This is a genomic window from Blautia sp. MSK17_66 (assembly GCF_020538025.1).
Taxonomy (GTDB): Bacteria; Bacillota; Clostridia; order Lachnospirales; family Lachnospiraceae; genus Blautia_A.
Map to the genome: position 1 here is coordinate 1 of NZ_JAJBNQ010000097.1, position 431 is coordinate 431.

1 protein-coding gene is annotated in these 431 nt (G+C 42.7%); it reads right to left on the minus strand.

Going from position 1 to position 431, the window contains the following annotated elements; translation table 11 throughout:
• Nucleotides 1-431: NifB/NifX family molybdenum-iron cluster-binding protein (locus LIR34_RS17640; RefSeq protein ID WP_244092370.1), on the minus strand; the 431-nt coding region annotated here is incomplete at both ends.

Consider the following 431-nt stretch of genomic DNA (forward strand, 5'->3'; position numbering starts at 1 on the left):
TGAGAACATTTCACATCCGGATTATACTCAAGTGTTTCATTGATAAAAGCTTCTACTGCTTCATCCGCATCTCCGGAAACTCCTCCGAAAAGCTTGATGCCTGCTGCCGCTAACGCTGTCTGTGCGCCGCCTCCAATTCCGCCACAAATCAAAACGTCTGCATTCAATGCATTAAGAACTCCTGCCAATGCGCCATGTCCACTTCCATTCGTATCTACTACTTCTGAATGTACTACTTTTCCTTCCTCTACATCGTAAATCTTAAATGTCTCTGTGTGTCCAAAGTGCTGGAAAATCTGTCCATTTTCATATGTTACTGCTATTCTCATGATACCTTCTCCTTTTTCTGCTGCATATTTTTTGTAAATTTCCTGTTTGTAACATCCTCCAAAGCTGCAGTTGCCGCTCTGACCGTCACAGATTCTGAAATC